The sequence below is a fragment of the Pseudomonas kitaguniensis genome (assembly GCF_049199985.1).
In the GTDB taxonomy this organism is placed as follows: Bacteria; Pseudomonadota; Gammaproteobacteria; order Pseudomonadales; family Pseudomonadaceae; genus Aquipseudomonas; species Aquipseudomonas kitaguniensis.
In genome coordinates, this window is record NZ_JBLZPT010000003.1 from 314,313 (window position 1) to 328,648 (window position 14,336).

Here is a 14,336-nt window from a genome sequence, read left to right on the forward strand (position 1 = left end):
GGCGAGTCCTTGCGCAAAGTGGGTTAATGCATGTGAACCCACGCACGGCGCGACAGTTCAGCCCATCAATAAAACGACCGCACAGCCTTCAAGGTCAACAGGCCATCGCATTGCGAATTGTGTCCTGAGTAGGCTGAGCAATCGCCGCCGCTGAGGCTGGAGCCGCTGTAGATCAGGTCCAGGTCAATGCCCTTCCACGCGCGCGAGAACTGTACCGACCAATCGCTGAAACTGCTGATAGAGCCACCTTCCACGGCGGCCGGGGTGCCTAACTGATGCGTGGTGTATTTCATGCTGACGCCGATACCGAAGGGCTGCGTGCCGCTGAGGTCGGCAAACAATGTGCTGTCCTGACGGTCCGGGTCGTTGCTGAAAGACACGCCAAAGCGGTTGCCCAGCAAGTTCAGGCCGCCATAGAACTCCTGGCTGTCGAGCGGGCTGAGCTTGGGATAACTGTAGTGGATCAAGCCCACTTCGTAGCCCAAAGTCTGGTCGAAGGGGCGTTTGAAGCCCATGTAGGAGTCGACTTCAATGTTGTCGGCCGATGAAAGCCCCATGTTCGGTGAGAATTGGCCGATATACAGGCCGCTGCCGTGGCTCAGGTCCAGGCCGCCGTGGAAGGAGTCGCTGCCGGGGCTGGTCGGTTTAACCAGGCCTTGGGCCATGCTACGGCTCGGCGTGGTGCCCAATTTCAGGTCGAAATCGCCCAATTCACGCTGAAAAACCTGCGCTTCGGCCAGGGGGCTTGCCGCTAGGGCAGTTATCAGAAAAAAGCAGGGCTTAAGCATGCTTCACTCCATGAAAAGCGAGGAGCAGTGACCGGGAAAATCGGGCAAATGCCCGTGCTAGACGTGTGCAAGCATACCGGCGAATACCAGGCGGTGAGTCCCGTTCGTCGATTAGCGTAAAACCGGGTAGTGCAGAGGGGGTATTTCAGGCTCTAGTCCTAGCGCCTTGAGTGCAAGACGCTTAGGGACCAGTTGCAGTGCGGGGTGTTACTTTTTACCCAGGCTGATCTGCTTGGACGGGCCGAAAGTCTGGCCGCTCACGCCCTTGGCAATTTGCTGGATTTCGCCGCCGGACTTGAGGAACGCAGCGATCTGGCTGTTGATCGATTCGCTGGTTTCAACGGCGGGAGCTGGCTTTGCTTTGCTGTTGGATGCTTTTACGCGCATGGCGGCCACTAACCTGTAGAAAATTAACTTGGCCAGGCATCGTACAGGAAATACTTGACAATTGCTTGGCAAATATCCTTCAAAAATAATCCGCACGGGCGTATCAGACGAGCGGAGCACTGCTCGTCAGCCCGCCGCGCAGGCCTAAGATTTTCAGGCGCGCGGGCGTGTCGAGCACAACTCGGGTAGAATGCCGCCCACGCAATGAGGGTATTTGAAATGGCTCTAATCGGGCGCTACAACAGCTTGCAAGTGGTTAAACACACTCACTTTGGTTTGTACCTGGACGGTGCGCAAGACGGTGAAATCCTCTTGCCTAATCGGTATATTCCAAAGGATACCCCCAGTGAAGATGAAGACTGGCTCAACGTTTTCATTTACCTGGACAGCGACGACAAACTGATCGCGACGACTGAAACGCCGAAAGTCCAAGTCGGCGAATTCGCCAGTCTGAAAGTAGTCGAAGTCAACAGCATTGGTGTATTCCTCGACTGGGGTTTGCCCAAGGATCTGTTGCTGCCGTATTCCGAAGAAAAACGTCAGATGACTGCCGGTGAATACTGCGTCGTGCACGTCTACCTCGACAAGCACACCAAACGCATCACCGCCACCGCGCGCCTTGACCGCTACCTGGACAAGACCCCTGCCAATTATCAGGTGGGCCAAGAGGTCGACCTGTTGGTGGCCGAAGCCACCGACATGGGCTTCAAGGCGATCATCAACAACAAGCACTGGGGCTTGATCCACAAGAACGAAGTGTTCAAGTTCCTGCGCCCGGGCAAGGAAGAGAAAGGCTTTATCAAAGAGATCCGCGCCGATGGCAACATCAGCCTGAGCCTGCAACCCGTTGGCCAGGAAGCGGCCTCCAGCCTCAACTCGAAGATCCTCGCCAAGTTGCGCGAAAACAACGGCAGCTTGCCGGTCAGCGATAAAAGCGACCCCGCAGTGATCAGCAACTTGTTCGGCGTCAGCAAGGGCAATTTCAAGAAGGCCATTGGTGCGCTCTACAAACAAGGGCAGATCGTGATTCACGCGGATCGCATTGAACTAAGCTAAGTGCTGTTTGCTCTCTGTTAGAAGCGAGGGGAACGCCCGGTTCTGGCTCGCTTCTACAGAGGTTTGCGTCAATGACCAAAAAAACACTGTTTGCTTACCTCGGCACGTTGCTCGCCTTCCTGGTGCTCGACGGCCTTTGGCTGGGCGTCCTGATGGGCCCGACCTACAAGTCCCTGCTGGGCTCGCTGATGCTTGATCAGCCACGCCTGTTGCCCGCCGTGTTGTTCTATCTTTTATATGTGACGGGCTGCGTGGTGTTCGTGGTGTTGCCAAGCGCTAGCTGGCAACGCGCCGCACGCCTGGGTGCGCTGTTGGGCTTGGTGGCCTATGGCACTTACGACTTGAGCAACTGGGCGACGCTGCAAGGCTGGTCGGCTGGCCTTGCGGTCATGGACATGGCCTGGGGCACGTTCCTGACGGCCATGTGCTGCACGGTCGGCTACCTGTGCGCAGATCGGGGGCGCAAGTGATTGTGTACAGGTTTGCTGTGCACCGTTGCCGAGCATGACCTCAGCTTTTAAACCTCTTTAGACCCTTATGCAGCCCAGTTGCAAAAGGATTGTGTTCTATTGGCACGCATTCTGCTGACTTTCTCGTATACAACTTGAGCCGCCTCCCGTATGCACACGGTTACGGGAGCGCAGGCCGGTATTTCGAGGAGCCACGCGATGACCGAACACTTGCCCAACGGCTACAGCCCGCGCCTGTACAACAAAGACCTTGGCCCACTGCCGCAAAAGTGGACCTGGTACAACATCTTCGCCTTCTGGATGAGCGACGTGCACAGCGTCGGCGGCTATGTGTTCGCCGCCAGCCTGTTCGCCCTCGGGCTGGCCAGTTGGCAGGTATTGATCGCCTTGCTCGCGGGCATTTGCATTGTGCAGGTGATCGCCAATCTGGTCGCCAAACCCAGCCAGCAGGCTGCCGTGCCCTATCCGGTGATTTGCCGGCTGGCATTCGGTGTGTTCGGGGCGAATATTCCAGCGGTGATCCGTGGCCTGATCGCCGTGGCCTGGTACGGTATTCAGACCTACTTGGCGTCGAGTGCCTTGATCATCGTGGTGCTGCGCTTTTTCCCACAAATGGCGGCGTACGCAGAGCCGCATTTCGCAGGATTATCCTACTTGGGCTGGCTTGGCTTTCTCAGCTTGTGGGCAGTGCAGGCGGCGGTGTTCTGGGCCGGTATGGAGTCCATCCGCCGCTTTATCGACTGGGCGGGCCCGCTGGTCTACGCCGTTATGTTTGCCCTGGCAGGCTGGATTGTGTTCAAGGCCGGCTGGGCGAATATCAGCTTTACCCTGTCGGAAAAATCGCTGTCGGGCTGGCAGGCCTTTGGCCAGGTGATTGTTGCGACGGCGCTGGTGGTGTCGTACTTCTCTGGCCCTACCTTGAATTTCGGTGATTTCAGCCGCTACTGCCGCAGCATGCAAGACGTGCGACGCGGTAACTTCTGGGGGCTGCCGGTGAATTTCCTGGCGTTCTCGCTGGTCACCGTTGTGATCGTTTCGGGCACGTTGCCGGTGTTCGGTGAAATGCTGCATGACCCGATCGCCACGGTGTCGCGCATCGACAACAGCGTGGCCGTATTGCTCGGCGCGTTTGCCTTTGTCACAGCGACCATCGGCATCAATATCGTCGCCAATTTTGTGTCGCCGGCGTTCGACTTCGCCAACGTTGCGCCGAGCAAAATCAGCTGGCGCGCGGGCGGCATGATCGCGGCGGTAGCATCGATTTTTATCACGCCGTGGAACCTGTTTAACAACCCGCTGATGATCCACTACACCCTCGATGTGCTGGCCGCGTTTATCGGGCCGTTGTTCGGCATCCTGCTGGTGGACTTTTACCTGATCAAAAAGCAGCAGATCGATGTGGCTGCGCTGTTCGATGACAGCCCCAACGGCCGCTATTATTTCGACGGCGGGGTCAACTGGACGGCGGTTAAAGCGCTGGTGCCTGCGACGCTGGTGGGCGTGGCCATTACCTTCACACCGGCGTTGCAGGGCATGGCCAACTTCGCCTGGTTTACCGGGTGCTTCCTCGGTGGGCTATTTTTTCTGTTGCTGGCGCGCCGAGAACAGGTTCGCGTAGCTGCGCCGCTGGTGGTCGGCTGACCGCTGCGGCAGGGCGCAGTAACACCGCGCCCGCCACCAACAGGCCTGCGCCTGCAACCAGCAAAGCCGGTTGCAGGCCGCCGCTCAGATGGCTGCTCACCGAGGCGAGCAGCGGGCCGCTCAACTGGCCGATGGCGAAGCTCGCGGTCAACAGCCCCGTGCTGCGCTGATAGCCGTGCGGCGCTATATCTCGCAAGCGTTGCATCACCAGCATCATGCACGCCAGAAACGGCGCACCGCACAGCAACACGCCCAACGCCAGGCCCCAGCCATTGCCCAGCAGGCAGGCGAATACGCCGACTGCTTGCAGCCATAACGTTGTCATCAGCCAGCGACGGGTGTTCTGCGGATTGCTGCGGCGCAGGCTCACCACCACCACGCCAAGCGCCGCGGCCAAGCCGAAGCATGGCCAGAACAGATCCGCCTGCCACGCGCCGTTGAACTGCGCTGCGGCCATCTGTGACAGGAAGGTCGCCGGGATGATGTAGCCCAGGCCGTACAGGAAATAAACCCAGTACAGGTGCGCGATGCTTTGATTGTGGCCGACGCTGGAGGCGGGTGCGCTATTGACGGTCGGCTGGGGCAAGAAAGGCAGGATCGCCAGCAGCATGACCAGCGCCACCACCCCATACACCAGCCACAACGTTGCAGAGCTTTGCCCCAGCACATTCGAGCCCAGCGCCAGCAACCCCGTTAGCACAATCCCCAACCCGGGCCCGGCAAACACCAATGCGCCCCAGCGCGGCCGCCCTGCGGCAACCGCCAGCGGCTGGCTTAAACTGGTGATCATCACCAATGCCCACGCACTGGCGACACCGGTACCAAAACGCAGCAACAGATGCGGCCAAAACCCGTTGGCCCAATACGATGCCAGGGTCAGCAGCACGCAGAGCCACAGCCCGCCGTACAGGCGGCCACGCACATGCTGGTGGCTGCGCGCGAAGGTCGAGTCCACGGCACCCACAAAATAGCCCAGGTAATTGGCGGCGGCGATCAGCCCGGCGCCGGTCAGGTCGATTTGCCCTTCGCTGAGCAAATGCGGCATTTGCGGGGTGAGCGCGAAGCGGCCAATGCCCATGGCCATCATCAACGCGATAAAACTCGCGAGTAAACGAATAAGCGGTGACATGCTCAGGTTTCCTGTCTGCAAGCGAAGACCTTCAGCCTAAAGCGCTTTGACTTTCTGTAAAAATGAATAATAGTGAGAAACTTGTTCGGTTTTGGAGAAAGGTATGGAGTTCAGTCAATTGCGGATTTTCCACGCCGTGGCGCAAGAGGGCTCCATCACGCGCGCGGCCGAGCGCCTGCATCGCGTGCCGTCGAACCTGTCGACCCGCCTCAAGCAGATGGAGGCGCAACTTGGTGTCGAGTTGTTCGTGCGGGAGCGCCAGCGTTTGCAGCTTTCTCCTGCGGGCAAGGTCTTGCTCGACTACAGCGCCCGCTTGCTCGCATTGCATGACGAAGCCTGCGGCGCGGTGCAGGGTGGGCAACCGGCCGGCGACTTTGTGTTGGGTAGCATGTACAGCACCGCCGCGATCCATTTGCCCAAGCTGCTGGCGCGTTATCACAAGGCTTATCCGAAGGTGAACTTGCAGGTGCAAATGGCACCCAGTGGTGAACTGCTGGAAGGTTTAATCACCGGGCGTCTGGATGCGGCGCTGGTGGATGGCCCGCTGACCATCGCCACCTTGGACGGTGTGCCGCTGTGCGAAGAGCGCTTGGTGTTGATTTGCGAGGCTGATCACCCACCCGTGCGTGGGCCTCAGGATGTTGCCGGGCGCTCGGTGTTCACCTTCCGCCGCAGTTGCGCGTATCGCACGCGGCTGGAGACGTGGTTTTCGCACGAGCATGTGGCCATGGGCCGGGCGATTGAGATCGAGTCTTATCAGGGCATGCTCGCCTGTGTGATTGCCGGTTCCGGCGTGGCGTTGATGTCCGAATCCATGCTCGACAGCCTGCCAGGCAAGGACGGCGTGTCCGTTCATCCGCTGACAGGGCCTTTTGCTACTGCGACCACCTGGCTGATGTGGCGAAAGGGTATGCTCGGCGCTAACCTCAATGCATGGATTGACCTGCAGCGTGAAGGCAACGCCGATGTGCTGCAGGACGCGCGCGCGATGGCTTGAACGATCTGTCAGGATTTGAATCAATTCAGTAATAGTTCGTTGTGGTTTCGTTCAAGCATTGCGTAGGACTTAGAGCTACTATCTGTACGAAGCGGCGACATTTCGTAAGGCTGCATAGCTACCGCCGACCCGCACTACCCTCAAAGGGGGCAACCATGAAAGACAAAATTCAAAACTGGCTCCATGATCTCGGCGTTGCACTGGGCTTGATTGAGCCGCCGCTGCAACCCGTGCCGATTCGCACGGATGACGAGCAGCGCAGGCCGCGTCGCAGGTAAGCGCAGGTCGAAGCGGGCGTTGAGGTGGGCACTGGCTTATGTGGGAGCTGGTTTGCCTGCGATAGCATTACCTCGGTCTGCCTGATGCGCCGAGGCGCCTGAATCGCCGGCAAGCACGGCTCCCGCACACACATCCGGCTTCCACATAAGCCTGCTCTCATAGTTGTGTTCCTGAAATTCATGGCCAGACCCCAATGTTCCCGCTGCCTCAGGCCCGTCACTCATTGTTTGTGCCCGCTGATCCCCAACCTCGACAGTCGCACCCGTGTGTTGCTCTTGCAGCACCCGAGCGAGGTTAACCATGCGCTGAATACCGCGCGACTCGCCGCGCTGGGATTGAACAATGCGCAGTTGGTGGTGGGTGAGGTGTTCGAGGACCTGCCGACCTTATTGAACCCACCTGGCTATCAGGTACGGCTGTTGTTCCCGTCTGACGATGCGCTGCCGCTGCAAACGTATGCACCCGGCGACGAGCCGCTGTTGCTGGTGGTGCCCGACGGCACGTGGCGCAAGGCGCGCAAACTCTTGCACCTCAACCCATTGTTGGCTGCCTTGCCCCGCGTCACGCTGGCCGAAGGCGCGGCTTCCCGCTACCGGCTGCGCAAGGCGCCTGGGGCAGGGGCGTTGTCGACGGTGGAGGCGATCGTACAAGCGTTGCAGATGCTGGAAGCGCCGGTGTCTTTCGAACCGTTGCTCGTACCTTTCGATGCCCTGATCGACGGCCAGATCGCAGCCATGGGACCTGCGGTGTTCCAGAAAAACCACGGCTGACAAGGGCTTTCAGCCTGCTTATTCCTTTAAGCCATAAGCACCGCACTTTGCGTGATATGGCCTGCCAGCCTTTCCCGGTATGATGTTCGCCCCCGCAGTCTGGATTGCGAATACGCCATGACCTTGCAGTACCCTACAATCGCCGATTGCGTCGGCAACACGCCCCTGGTCCGCTTGCAACGCATGGCGGGTGAAACCAGCAATACCCTGCTGCTCAAGCTTGAGGGAAACAACCCGGCCGGTTCCGTCAAGGACCGCCCGGCGCTGTCGATGATCACCCGCGCCGAGCTGCGCGGGCAGATCAAACCCGGCGACACCCTGATCGAAGCCACCTCGGGTAACACCGGCATCGCCCTGGCCATGGCCGCGGCGATCAAGGGTTACAAAATGGTGCTGATCATGCCCGACAACGGCAGCGCCGAGCGCAAGGCGGCGATGACCGCCTACGGCGCCGAGTTGGTGCTGGTTACCCAGGAAGAGGGCATGGAAGGCGCCCGCGACCTCGCCGAGCGCATGGCTGCCGAAGGCCGTGGCCAGGTGCTCGACCAGTTCGCCAACGGCGACAACCCCGAGGCGCATTACACCTCCACCGGCCCCGAAATCTGGCGTCAGACCCACGGCAGCATTACTCATTTCGTCAGCTCCATGGGCACCACCGGCACTATCATGGGCAATTCTCGCTACCTCAAGGAGCAGAACCCGGCGATCCAGATTGTCGGCCTGCAACCGATGGAAGGCGCGTCCATCCCCGGCATTCGCCGTTGGCCGCAAGAGTACCTGCCGAAGATCTACGAAGCCGTGCGCGTGGACCGCATCATCGACATGGCCCAGCGTGAAGCCGAAGACACCACCCGCCGATTGGCGCGTGAAGAAGGCATCTTCTGCGGCGTGTCTGCCGGTGGTGCCGTGGCCGGCATGTTGCGTTTGTCTAAAGAACTGGAAAACGCGGTGATCGTCGGGATCATCTGTGACCGTGGCGACCGTTACCTGTCGACCGGCATTTTCGACGAACCCAACTGATGGCCAAGCACGAGAGAGGCCTGCGTTTCCAGCCGACGGGCGGCAGCCGGGCGCCACAGATTCCGGTGGGCAAAAAACAACGCCTGAGCATCGAGCGTTTGGCCAACGATGGGCGCGGCATTGTTTTTTTTGAAGGCCGCACCTGGTTTGTGAACGGCGCGCTGGCCGGCGAAGAAGTCGAAGCGCGGGTATTGGGCGCCCACGGCAAAGTGGTCGAAGCGCGCACCGAGCGTGTGTTCAAGGCCAGTGCGTTACGCCGCCCGGCGCCGTGCGCGCACTTTGGCCGCTGCGGTGGTTGCAGCGTGCAGCACCTGCCCCAAGACGAACAACTCGCCCTGAAACAGCGCATGCTCGCCGAGCAACTGTCCCGCGTGGCCGGTGTCGAACCGCAAGAGTGGGCCGCACCTTTAAGCGGGCCGGAATTTGCCTACCGTCGCCGTGCCCGCGTGGCCGTGCGTTGGGACGCGAAGGCCAAGCAACTGGAAGTGGGTTTTCGCGCGGTGGCCAGCCAGGACATCGTCGCCATCGATGATTGCCCGGTGCTGGTACAGGCCTTGCAACCGATCATGCAGCGTTTGCCGAACATGCTGCGCCGCTTGAGCAAACCTCAGGCGCTGGGGCATGTGGAGCTATTCAGCGGTTCGTCGATTGCGGTGTTGTTGCGGCATATGTCGCCATTGTCGGACGCCGACCTGCTGACACTCAAAGAATTCTGCGTCTTCCATGAAGCCCAATTGTGGCTGCATGGCGAAGGCCAGCCGGAACCGGTCGAGGCGCATACCGCGTTGGGTTATCGGTTGGAACAGTGGGGCCTGGAACTGGCCTATCGGCCGGGCGATTTTGTACAAGTGAATGCCGCCGTTAACGCGGCAATGATCGCCCAGGCCCTGGAATGGCTTGCGCCGCAGCCTGATGAGCGCGTGCTGGACTTGTTCTGCGGGCTGGGCAATTTTGCCCTGCCGTTGGCCAAACAGGCGCGTGAAGTGGTGGCGGTGGAAGGTGTGCAAACCATGGTGGATCGGGCCGCACTCAACGCCATCAGCAATAATTTGCATCACAATGTAGAGTTTTTTCAGGCCGATTTGTCTCAGCCTTTGAGTGACGCGCAGTGGGCCAAACAGGGCTTTTCTGCGGTACTCTTGGACCCACCGCGTGATGGTGCGCTGGAGGTTGTGCGTAAGCTTGCGACCCTTGGAGCCAAGCGCGTGGTGTATGTGTCCTGCAACCCGGCCACGCTGGCGCGGGACACGGTTGAGTTGGTCAAGCAAGGCTACCGGCTAAAACGTGCCGGGATCCTCGACATGTTTCCGCAAACGGCACACGTCGAGGCCATGGCATTATTTGAAGCGGGCTAGGATGCCCGTTTAATCCGACTGGCCTGTAGTCTCCTGGGCTGTGATCTGTCAGGGAACGTGCGTAGCCTAAGGTTGCAAAGCAGGTCAGCGATGTTTTTTGGCGCATTCAAGGTGCGTCGTAGGGAAGGTAAGCAAGATGGTACAGGTGAGAGCACACCAGCCGATCAACACCGACGGCAGTATCAATCTCGAGGCATGGCTGGATCATGCCGTCAGTGTCGACCCGGCACTGGACCGTGAAGCCTTGAAGGCCGCTTGCGAGTTCGCTCGTGAGTCCGAGCAGCAAAATAATGCGGCCAAGAATCTCTGGGCCGAAGGCACGTCAAGTTTTCGCACCGGGTTGGAAATCGCCGAAATCCTCGCCGATCTCAAGCTCGACCAGGATTCGCTGATCGCCGCCGTGCTCTATCGCGGCGTTCGCGAAGGGCATATCGCCTTGCCACTGGTCAGCCAGCGTTTCGGCACCGTAGTGGCCAAGCTGATCGACGGCGTGCTGCGCATGGCCGCCATCAGTGCCAGCCTGAGCCCGCGCCAATCGATGGTGCTGGGCACGCAGGGCCAAGTCGAAAACCTGCGCAAAATGCTCGTGGCGATGGTCGACGACGTGCGTGTCGCGCTGATCAAACTGGCTGAGCGTACCTGCGCGATCCGCGCGGTGAAGACCGCCGACGACGAAAAGCGCAACCGCGTGGCCCGCGAGGTTTTCGATATTTACGCGCCGCTGGCACACCGCCTGGGCATTGGCCATATCAAGTGGGAGCTGGAGGACTTGTCCTTCCGCTACCTCGAACCCGATCAATACAAACAGATTGCCACGCTGCTGCACGAGCGGCGGCTCGACCGCGAGCGCTTTATCAGTGACGTGATGGGCCAGTTGCGTTCCGAGTTGCAGGCCACCGGCGTCGAAGCCGACATCAGCGGCCGCGCCAAGCACATCTATTCCATCTGGCGCAAAATGCAGCGCAAGGGCCTGGCCTTCAGCCAGATCTACGACGTGCGTGCCGTGCGCGTGCTGGTGCCGGAAATGCGCGATTGCTACACCGCGTTGGGCATCGTCCACACCTTGTGGCGGCACATTCCCAAGGAATTTGACGACTACATCGCCAACCCCAAGGAAAACGGCTATCGCTCATTGCACACCGCGGTCATCGGCCCCGAGGGCAAGGTGCTCGAAGTGCAAATCCGCACCCACGCCATGCACGAAGAGGCAGAGCTGGGCGTTTGCGCGCACTGGCGCTACAAGGGCACCGACGTCAAGGCCGGCTCCAACCAGTACGAAGAGAAAATTTCCTGGCTGCGCCAAGTGCTGGAATGGCACGAAGAACTCGGCGACATCGGCGGCCTGGCCGAGCAACTGCGCGTGGACATCGAGCCCGACCGGGTTTACATCTTCACCCCCGACGGCCACGCCATCGACTTGCCCAAAGGCTCTACGCCGCTGGATTTTGCCTACCGCGTGCACACCGAAATCGGTCACAACTGCCGGGGCGCCAAGATCAACGGGCGCATCGTGCCGCTCAACTACAGCCTGCAGACCGGCGAGCAGGTCGAGATCATCACCAGCAAGCACGGTACGCCGAGCCGCGACTGGCTGAACCCGAACCTGGGCTACATCACCACGTCGCGGGCACGTGCGAAGATCGTGCATTGGTTCAAATTGCAGGCGCGCGACCAGAACGTCGCCGCCGGTAAAACCTTGCTTGAGCGCGAACTGGGCCGTTTGGGCCTGCCGCAGGTGGACTTCGACAAGCTGGCCGAAAAAGCCAACATGAAGATCGCCGAGGACATGTTCGCAGCCTTGGGCGCCGGCGACCTGCGCTTGGCGCAACTGGTCAACCTGGCGCAACAACTGGTCGAGCCGGAGCGCGGCAGCGAACAGCTGGAGCTGATCCCGCGCAAAGCCACCGGCTACAAACCGGGCAAGCGCGGCGACATTCAGATCCAGGGCGTGGGCAACTTGATGACGCAAATGGCCGGCTGCTGCCAGCCATTGCCGGGCGACGCCATTGTCGGTTACATCACCCAGGGCCGTGGCGTGAGTATTCACCGCCAGGACTGCGCCTCGGTGCTGCAACTCGGCGGGCGCGAGCCGGAGCGCATCATTCAGGTCAGTTGGGGCCCGGTGCCGGTGCTCACCTACCCAGTGGACATCGTGATTCGTGCCTACGACCGTTCCGGTTTGCTGCGTGACGTGTCGCAAGTGCTGCTCAATGAGCGTATTAACGTGCTGGCGGTCAACACCCGCTCGAACAAAGAGGACAACACTGCATCGATGTCCTTGACCATCGAGATTCCGGGGCTGGACGCGTTAGGGCGGCTGCTGGGGCGGCTTTCGCAGTTGCCGAACATCATCGAGACGCGGCGCAACCGTACGCCATGAAGTCCGACTGAAAGTGTGGGAACTCCCACACTTAAACAGTGGTGCTGCCAAACATTGAGCAGAGATTGATTGATGTATTCACTTGAAGACCTGCTGCACCTGATGAGCCGCCTGCGCGACCCGCAATACGGTTGCCCGTGGGACATCAAGCAAACTTACGCGAGCATCGTGCCGCACACCCTGGAAGAAGCCTACGAAGTAGCCGATGCCATCGAGCGCGGCGACTTTGATCACCTGCAGGGTGAGCTGGGCGATTTGTTGTTTCAGGTGGTGTATTACAGCCAGTTGGCGCGCGAAGAAGGGCGTTTCGAATTTGCCGGGGTGATCGACAGCATTACGCGCAAACTGATTCGCCGGCATCCGCATGTGTTCCCGACGGGCGATTTGTACGCGCCGCTGGATATTCCACAACTCAGCGAAGAACAGGTCAAGCAGCGCTGGGAGCAGATCAAGGCCGAAGAGCGCGCCGAAAAATCCGCCGCACCGCAGCAACTTTCCCTGCTCGACGACGTGCCCATGGCCTTGCCGTCGCTGTCGCGTGCCGCCAAATTGCAAAAGCGCGCAAGCCAAGTCGGTTTCGATTGGCCAGCGGCGTTGCCGGTGGTGGATAACGTGCGCGAAGAGCTCGATGAAGTGCTTGAAGCCATGGCCGATAACGACGCGGTGGCCATCGCCGATGAAGTCGGTGACCTGCTGTTTGCAGCGGTCAACCTGGCCCGCCACCTCAAGGTAGACCCGGAAGCTGCGCTGCGTGGCGCCAACGCCAAATTCGAACGACGTTTCCGATTTATCGAACAGGCATTGCGCGACACGCATCAACCCATAGAAGATTGCACCCTCGAAACGTTGGACGCCCTGTGGGGCGAAGCCAAACGCCAGGAACTAAGTGAGTAAGCACCATGAGCATTTCCCTTCGCGACCAGTTGCTCAAAGCAGGCCTGGTCAACCAAAAGCAGGCCAAGCAGGTCGGCAAAGAGAAGCAGAAACAGCAGCGCCTGGTCCACAAGGGCCAGGTCGAGGCCGATGACACCCAGGCGCGTCAGGCCCAGCAAGCGCAGGCCGAGAAGGTCAAGCGTGACCAGGAACTGAACCGCCAGCAGCAAGAAAAAGCCGAGGCCAAGGCGCGCACGGCTCAGGTCAAGCAACTGATCGAGACCTCGCGGCTGCCCAAGCTGACCACCGAGGATTACTACAACTTCGTTGACGACAAGAAGGTCAAGCGCCTGTCGGTCAACACGCTGATGCGCAACAAGCTGAGCAACGGCTCGCTGGCGATTGTGCACCACGGCGGCAGTTACGAGGTGATCCCGCGTGAAGCGGCGCTGAAGATCCAGGAACGTGCGCCGGAGCGTATCGTCCAGCTGAATATCCTCACCGAAACCCAGGTGCCGGACGCGGATGATCCGTACGCCGCTTACCAGATCCCGGATGACCTGATGTGGTAAAGCGTTAAAAACAACAAACCCCGCTCAACAGGCGGGGTTTTTGTTTGCAGGCGGCCCTGGTTGGGCGCTTGTCGAACCGCAGCGGTACGACAAGCTCGCCACAACCGGGCGGCTGCGGGATTTCAGGTTTCAGGCGCTTTGTTCCTGGCGTTTCATTTCGAGGGTTTCCAGCTCGTTTTTATAATTATGAGCGTCGCTCTCGTTGTGAAACATGCCGACCAGCAGGTCTTGTTGATGTACATCCCAGATGTGAATCCCATGGCCCAAGGCTTCGTGGGACATATGTGCATCGTCGCGTTCAGTTACTTTTACAGTCATCTGCTTGCTCCAATCTCTGGTTGATCTGCGGCAAGTCGTCGCAGGCCTTTGTTATATGTTTTGTTAGCTTGCTAAGTAAACTGGTTTTGCGCGCAACTATTCATTGCAAAAAACGCAACAGTCCTACAGGCCGCATAAACCGCGACATTGCGTCGCAGGTGCTTGGCTTATATGACAAAAGTTTCATGTTGAAGGCGCTCAAGTGTGGGGGGGGGGGGGGGGGGGGGGGGGGGGGGGGAGAGAAAAAAAAAAAAAAAAAAGGGGGAAAGAGAAGCACCCCACACAGCCCACCAACCACAAA

At 59.7% G+C, this 14,336-nt stretch carries 15 protein-coding genes; 11 read left to right on the plus strand and 4 right to left on the minus strand.

What is annotated here, in order from left to right; genetic code table 11:
* Positions 1–65 precede the first annotated feature (65 nt).
* Together ACOZK9_RS06890 and ACOZK9_RS06895 are read right to left on the minus strand one after the other, a co-directional pair.
* Entirely contained in the window at positions 66–788 is a 723-nt protein-coding gene (locus ACOZK9_RS06890) for a TorF family putative porin (RefSeq protein WP_058412181.1), read from the minus strand.
* Between the two features lie 207 nt (positions 789–995).
* Entirely contained in the window at positions 996–1,175 is a 180-nt protein-coding gene (locus ACOZK9_RS06895; protein ID WP_003193095.1) for a hypothetical protein, read from the minus strand.
* A 219-nt stretch (positions 1,176–1,394) separates the two neighbouring features.
* Here ACOZK9_RS06895 and ACOZK9_RS06900 point away from each other — a divergent pair, with 219 nt between their 5' ends.
* From ACOZK9_RS06900 to ACOZK9_RS06910, 3 genes are all read left to right on the plus strand, one after another.
* A complete protein-coding gene (locus ACOZK9_RS06900) occupies positions 1,395–2,231 on the plus strand; it encodes a CvfB family protein (protein WP_122249764.1) in 837 nt (278 codons plus the stop codon).
* A gap of 71 nt (positions 2,232–2,302) precedes the next feature.
* Entirely contained in the window at positions 2,303–2,701 is a 399-nt protein-coding gene (locus ACOZK9_RS06905) for a DUF2177 family protein (protein ID WP_421555496.1), read from the plus strand.
* Positions 2,702–2,899: 198 nt separating this feature from the next.
* Positions 2,900–4,342, plus strand: a complete 1,443-nt coding sequence (locus ACOZK9_RS06910) for an NCS1 family nucleobase:cation symporter-1 (RefSeq protein WP_152749796.1) — start codon at positions 2,900–2,902, stop codon at positions 4,340–4,342.
* On the opposite strand, the gene ACOZK9_RS06915 is transcribed toward ACOZK9_RS06910, so the two are convergent.
* Entirely contained in the window at positions 4,254–5,471 is a 1,218-nt protein-coding gene (locus ACOZK9_RS06915) for an MFS transporter (protein ID WP_421555497.1), read from the minus strand. The two genes, ACOZK9_RS06910 and ACOZK9_RS06915, sit on opposite strands and share 89 nt — an antisense overlap.
* Before the next feature lie 103 nt (positions 5,472–5,574).
* Between ACOZK9_RS06915 and ptrR the strand changes: the two genes are divergently transcribed.
* The 8 genes from ptrR (at position 5,575) to ACOZK9_RS06955 (ending at position 13,717) form a co-directional block, all read left to right on the plus strand.
* The gene (gene ptrR / locus ACOZK9_RS06920; RefSeq protein WP_058412176.1) at positions 5,575–6,468 is read left to right on the plus strand and encodes a putrescine utilization regulator PtrR; all 894 of its coding nucleotides are present in this window, start codon (positions 5,575–5,577) and stop codon (positions 6,466–6,468) included.
* 155 nt (positions 6,469–6,623) lie between these two features.
* Complete coding sequence (locus ACOZK9_RS06925; protein ID WP_256586059.1) at positions 6,624–6,746, plus strand: PA1414 family protein; 123 nt, start codon at positions 6,624–6,626, stop codon at positions 6,744–6,746.
* A gap of 180 nt (positions 6,747–6,926) precedes the next feature.
* Positions 6,927–7,517 carry a tRNA-uridine aminocarboxypropyltransferase gene (locus tag ACOZK9_RS06930; protein ID WP_421555498.1) on the plus strand — a complete coding sequence of 197 codons (591 nt, stop codon included), beginning with the start codon at positions 6,927–6,929 and terminating at the stop codon, positions 7,515–7,517.
* Positions 7,518–7,634: 117 nt separating this feature from the next.
* A complete protein-coding gene (cysM, locus tag ACOZK9_RS06935; protein WP_058412174.1) occupies positions 7,635–8,537 on the plus strand; it encodes a cysteine synthase CysM in 903 nt (300 codons plus the stop codon).
* On the plus strand, positions 8,537–9,892 hold the full coding sequence (gene rlmD, locus ACOZK9_RS06940) for a 23S rRNA (uracil(1939)-C(5))-methyltransferase RlmD (RefSeq protein ID WP_421555499.1): 1,356 nt from the start codon (positions 8,537–8,539) through the stop codon (positions 9,890–9,892). Before cysM ends, rlmD begins: the two co-directional genes overlap by 1 nt.
* A 136-nt stretch (positions 9,893–10,028) precedes the next feature.
* On the plus strand, positions 10,029–12,272 hold the full coding sequence (gene relA / locus ACOZK9_RS06945; protein WP_058412172.1) for a GTP diphosphokinase: 2,244 nt from the start codon (positions 10,029–10,031) through the stop codon (positions 12,270–12,272).
* A gap of 72 nt (positions 12,273–12,344) precedes the next feature.
* Entirely contained in the window at positions 12,345–13,166 is an 822-nt protein-coding gene (mazG, locus tag ACOZK9_RS06950; RefSeq protein ID WP_058412171.1) for a nucleoside triphosphate pyrophosphohydrolase, read from the plus strand.
* A gap of 5 nt (positions 13,167–13,171) precedes the next feature.
* The gene (locus ACOZK9_RS06955) at positions 13,172–13,717 is read left to right on the plus strand and encodes a DUF2058 domain-containing protein (protein WP_058412170.1); all 546 of its coding nucleotides are present in this window, start codon (positions 13,172–13,174) and stop codon (positions 13,715–13,717) included.
* 129 nt (positions 13,718–13,846) lie between these two features.
* Here ACOZK9_RS06955 and ACOZK9_RS06960 read toward each other — a convergent pair whose 3' ends face one another.
* Entirely contained in the window at positions 13,847–14,035 is a 189-nt protein-coding gene (locus ACOZK9_RS06960; protein ID WP_058412169.1) for a hypothetical protein, read from the minus strand.
* Between the last annotated feature and the right edge of the window lie 301 nt (positions 14,036–14,336).

What these genes read in the sequence shown, in the direction of transcription:
- ACOZK9_RS06925 (WP_256586059.1), top strand. Translation starts at nt 6,624, where the DNA reads ATGAAAGACAAAATTCAAAACTGGCTCCATGATCTCGGCGTTGCACTG.
- ACOZK9_RS06895 (WP_003193095.1), bottom strand. Translation starts at nt 1,175, where the DNA reads ATGCGCGTAAAAGCATCCAACAGCAAAGCAAAGCCAGCTCCCGCCGTT.
- ptrR (WP_058412176.1), top strand. Translation starts at nt 5,575, where the DNA reads ATGGAGTTCAGTCAATTGCGGATTTTCCACGCCGTGGCGCAAGAGGGC.
- relA (WP_058412172.1), top strand. Translation starts at nt 10,029, where the DNA reads ATGGTACAGGTGAGAGCACACCAGCCGATCAACACCGACGGCAGTATC.
- cysM (WP_058412174.1), top strand. Translation starts at nt 7,635, where the DNA reads ATGACCTTGCAGTACCCTACAATCGCCGATTGCGTCGGCAACACGCCC.
- ACOZK9_RS06930 (WP_421555498.1), top strand. Translation starts at nt 6,927, where the DNA reads ATGGCCAGACCCCAATGTTCCCGCTGCCTCAGGCCCGTCACTCATTGT.
- ACOZK9_RS06900 (WP_122249764.1), top strand. Translation starts at nt 1,395, where the DNA reads ATGGCTCTAATCGGGCGCTACAACAGCTTGCAAGTGGTTAAACACACT.
- mazG (WP_058412171.1), top strand. Translation starts at nt 12,345, where the DNA reads ATGTATTCACTTGAAGACCTGCTGCACCTGATGAGCCGCCTGCGCGAC.
- rlmD (WP_421555499.1), top strand. Translation starts at nt 8,537, where the DNA reads ATGGCCAAGCACGAGAGAGGCCTGCGTTTCCAGCCGACGGGCGGCAGC.
- ACOZK9_RS06915 (WP_421555497.1), bottom strand. Translation starts at nt 5,471, where the DNA reads ATGTCACCGCTTATTCGTTTACTCGCGAGTTTTATCGCGTTGATGATG.
- ACOZK9_RS06905 (WP_421555496.1), top strand. Translation starts at nt 2,303, where the DNA reads ATGACCAAAAAAACACTGTTTGCTTACCTCGGCACGTTGCTCGCCTTC.
- ACOZK9_RS06960 (WP_058412169.1), bottom strand. Translation starts at nt 14,035, where the DNA reads ATGACTGTAAAAGTAACTGAACGCGACGATGCACATATGTCCCACGAA.
- ACOZK9_RS06955 (WP_058412170.1), top strand. Translation starts at nt 13,172, where the DNA reads ATGAGCATTTCCCTTCGCGACCAGTTGCTCAAAGCAGGCCTGGTCAAC.
- ACOZK9_RS06890 (WP_058412181.1), bottom strand. Translation starts at nt 788, where the DNA reads ATGCTTAAGCCCTGCTTTTTTCTGATAACTGCCCTAGCGGCAAGCCCC.
- ACOZK9_RS06910 (WP_152749796.1), top strand. Translation starts at nt 2,900, where the DNA reads ATGACCGAACACTTGCCCAACGGCTACAGCCCGCGCCTGTACAACAAA.